Annotated in this window: 3 protein-coding genes and 1 pseudogene; 2 read left to right on the top strand and 2 right to left on the bottom strand. The window is 70.4% G+C overall.

The window, feature by feature from the left end; genetic code table 11:
* Window positions 1-206: pseudogene (locus ACFW2E_RS08555) on the top strand (phosphate-binding protein); the annotation flags it as partial.
* 24 nt (window positions 207-230) lie between these two features.
* Here ACFW2E_RS08555 and ACFW2E_RS08560 read toward each other — a convergent pair.
* Window positions 231-881, bottom strand: coding sequence for a DUF4360 domain-containing protein (locus ACFW2E_RS08560; protein WP_384463358.1), 651 nt, complete (start codon window positions 879-881; stop codon window positions 231-233).
* A 262-nt stretch (window positions 882-1,143) separates the two neighbouring features.
* A complete protein-coding gene (locus ACFW2E_RS08565) occupies window positions 1,144-1,602 on the bottom strand; it encodes an RrF2 family transcriptional regulator (protein WP_384463361.1) in 459 nt (152 codons plus the stop codon).
* 73 nt (window positions 1,603-1,675) lie between these two features.
* Here ACFW2E_RS08565 and ACFW2E_RS08570 point away from each other — a divergent pair.
* Window positions 1,676-3,655: beta-galactosidase (locus tag ACFW2E_RS08570; protein WP_384463364.1), on the top strand; the 1,980-nt coding region annotated here is incomplete at its 3' end.

Genomic DNA, 3,655 nt, shown 5'->3' on the forward strand with positions numbered 1-3,655 from the left:
CACTGGAGGGCGCCGACCAGGGCGCGTACCCCTTCTGGGAGACCGAGATCGCCTACACCTACGGCGAGCCGCCGGCGGACTCCGTCGCCGCGGGCTTCCTGCGCTACCTCGCCGACGAGGTCGGCAAGGACATCATCCGCTCCAAGGGCCACCGCCCCTGCTCGGAGCTGGCCAGGCCGCTGGTGTGCCGCCCGAGCGGGGCGTGACCCGGGCGGCCGGAACGCGGGCGGTCAGGAGTCGGGGCACTCCTTCCACGCCAGGTGGTAGACCGTGCTGATGTCACCGTCCGTCGAGTCCATCGTCATGAAGCTGACCTTGCCGGGGGCGCTGGATCCGGCGGTGACCCGCAGTTCGGTGTTGATGTTGAAGTTGCGCAGGACCCCGCAGGGCGCCCAGACCAGCTGAGCCCAGTCGGTGCTGTCGGTGGCCTGCCAGTCGTCGTTGTAGGGCCCGCCGAACGGGTGGTTCTTGAACGCCGTGTTCGAGGAGCCCTGGAAGTAGTACGAGGCTCTCTGGACGCCGGTCGCGCCGGACTGGAGCGAGGCGAACCCGCGGTAGTCCGCGCTGGCGATGGCGTAGGTGAAGCCCTGCGGGACGTGCACGACGAGGTTGAGCTGGCAGTTCTTGCGGAACGCCGTGGGGTCGGAGTTGCCCCCGGCCTGGGCGAGGTAGTCGCTGTAGGTCACCGTGAAGGCGGTGTTGTCCGGCGAGACGGCCACGGCGGCCGTGCCCTGCGGACAGCCGGAGCCGTTCACCGTGGCGACGTCGATGACGATCTTGTCCGGGGGCGGGTCGTCGAACACGGGCGACGAGTTCTGCGCGGGCAGCGCGGTGGTGAGGAGAGCGGCGACCGCACCGCTCAGGAGGAGTCCACCAGCCATGGTTTCTCCAGTCGTGGAGTGGGGGGTTGAACGCCACCGGCCCGTGGAGAATCTGTGTGGTCCCTGTGAAGGCCGGGGCGGCGATCGAATCGTAGGAAGCCGCACGGAAGGCAGGCAGGGCGAACTCTGGCCATTCACATCCGCGGATTTCACACCACCGTGGATGTAGCCCGACTCCGTTGAAAACAGACCTGGTTGAACGGCCAATCACCGCATGCTTCACAGCCGCACACCAGGAGCCGGGGTGCGGCGGGCCCAGGGCTCAGGGGTTCTCCCAGGCCGCCGGCTCCGCCGCCAGACGTCGTACCGGTTCCGGCAGGGCGTCCGCCGCGATGTCGGCGACCGTGACGCCCTCCAGGATCTTGCGCACATTCGCGCGCAGGGCGATCCACAGGGGCAGCAGCGGCTGGGCCGTTCCGGTGTAGGCCAGTTGGGTCGGCCGTTCGCCCCGCACCGAGACGATCGGGCCGTCGACCGCACGGATCAGGTCGGCGACCGTGATCTCCGACGCCTGCCGGGCCAGCCGGTAGCCACCGCCCCCGCCGCGCCGGCTGGCCACGATTCCGGCGCGCCTCAGATCGCCCAGGATCCCCTCCAGAAACTTGTGCGGGATGGCCTGCTCGGTCGCGATCTCCTCCGCCTTCACCGGGCCCTCCCCCTGCCGTACGGCGAGCTCCAGCGCCGCCCGTACCGCGTAATCCGCCCGTGCCGAGATCCTCATGTGTCCATTGTGGGGCGGCGGACCGTGGAGAATGGCCGGACCCGCGCCCCGTAAGATCGCCCGGGAGGATCCCTTGGCGCTCAGCAGACGTACTTTCAGTGCCCTGGCCGGCTCGACCGCGCTCGGCTTCGCCCTGGGCGGCAGTGGCGGGCCCGGGGCGCCCTCGGCGTATGCGGCGCGCACTGTGCCCACCGGCCCCGCGCCCGCCCCGCCGAGCGCCGACCGCCGACGGCACACGATCGGGTACGACCACTACTCCCTGCTGGTCGACGGCAGACGGCTGGTGCTGTGGTCCGGCGAGATGCACCCCTTCCGGCTGCCCAGCCCTTCCCTGTGGCGGGACGTGCTGCAGAAGATGCGGGCGCACGGCTACAACGCGGTCAGCATCTACGTCTCGTGGAACTACCACTCCCCCGCTCCCGGGCACTACGACTTCTCCGGCGTGCGTGATCTGGATCTCTTCCTGCGCATGGCCGCCGAGACGGGGCTGTACGTCGTCCTGCGTCCGGGTCCCTACATCAACGCCGAGATCGACGGCGGCGGCTTCCCCGGCTGGCTCGCGGTCACGGAGGGAACGGCACGGACCGCCGACCCGACGTATCTGAAGTACGCCGACGAGTGGCTCACGGCCGTGAACCGGATCGCCCGCAGGCATCTGTTCACCGACGGCACCGGCACGATCCTGCTCTACCAGATCGAGAACGAGTACGACTCTCACGTGGGCGAGCCGACCGGGCGCGACTACATGTCCCACCTGTACAAGAAGGTGCGGCGGGACGGGATCGACGTTCCCCTCTTCCACAACGACAAGGGCCGCAACGGGTACTGGGTCCCCGGCTCCTTCGACACCGGCGGCGAGAAGGGGAAGTGGCTGTACGGCTTCGACGGCTACCCCTCGCCCTCCCAGACCCCGCCCGACTGGGGGCACTTCGGCGTGGGAGGGCCCAAGGGCGGTGCCACGGCCAGTCCGCACACGCCGGGGTTCGTGCCCGAGTTCGGGGGCGGCTGGTTCGACCCCTGGGGCGGGTCGTGGTTCCAGGGGAAGGGGTACGCCGAGTCGCGGCGCACCCGGGACGCGGCCTACGAGCGGCGGTTCTATCTGACCAACCTCGCCAACGGCATCACGCTGCACAACGTCTACATGACCTTCGGCGGCACCTCGTGGGGCTGGCTGCCCGCTCCGGTCGTCTACACGTCGTACGACTACGGCGCGGCCATCGACGAGGCACGGAACGTCACCCCGAAGATCGCGCCGATGCACCAGCTCGGCCACCTGCTCCAGCGCGTGCCCGACTTCGCCCGGCTGGACAGGGCGGCGGAGGTGAAGGCGGACGGGCTCGAGGTGTACCACCTGAAGAACCCGGACACCGAGGCGCACGTGTACGTGGTGCGCAACGACGGCGCGAAGGAGGTCACCACCGATCTGCCGACCGCCGCGGGCGACGTCCCGGTGACCGTCCCGGCCCATGACGCCAAGATGCTGACCACCGGGCTCTCCCTGGGCAAGCGGAGGCTGAAGTACTGCACCGCGCAGCCCATGATGGTCGTCAGCGCCGGCCGGACGGACATCGCGGTGTTCACCGGGCGGTACGGGGACATGGCGCACCTCGTCCTGGAGTGCCCGAGCGAGCCCTTCGTCCAGCGGCTGGACCCCGAGGCCGCCTGGGCCTACGACCGCAACGAGCTGCATGTGAACGTGCCGCTCGGCCCGGGCGGGCTGAGCCGGGTGTTCGTCCAGCGCGGGGAGAGCGACACCCCTCTGCTGCTCCTCTTCGCCGACGACGCGACCGCCGCGCACCTGTTCCCGTACGACACCCCGTCCGGCACCCTGCTGGTCTACGGCCCGGCTCTGCTGCGCCACGCCGTACTGAACGGTTCCACGGTCGAGCTCACCGGCGACACCGTCCAGGAGAGCGGCCTGGAGGTGTGGGCGCCGCGGGGTGTCGACAGCGTGAAGTGGAACGGGCGCGCGGTGGCCACCCGGGTGGCCACCGCGGCTCGCGAGGTGGGCACAGCGGGGAGTGCCCGGGGGGGGGCCCCGCGGGTGCCGCAA

The sequence above is a fragment of the Streptomyces sp. NPDC058964 genome (assembly GCF_042741275.1).
Lineage (GTDB): Bacteria > Actinomycetota > Actinomycetes > Streptomycetales > Streptomycetaceae > Streptomyces.

Coding starts and splice junctions, on each gene's coding strand:
- ACFW2E_RS08565 (WP_384463361.1), bottom strand. CDS start 1,602: ATGAGGATCTCGGCACGGGCGGATTACGCGGTACGGGCGGCGCTGGAG.
- ACFW2E_RS08560 (WP_384463358.1), bottom strand. CDS start 881: ATGGCTGGTGGACTCCTCCTGAGCGGTGCGGTCGCCGCTCTCCTCACC.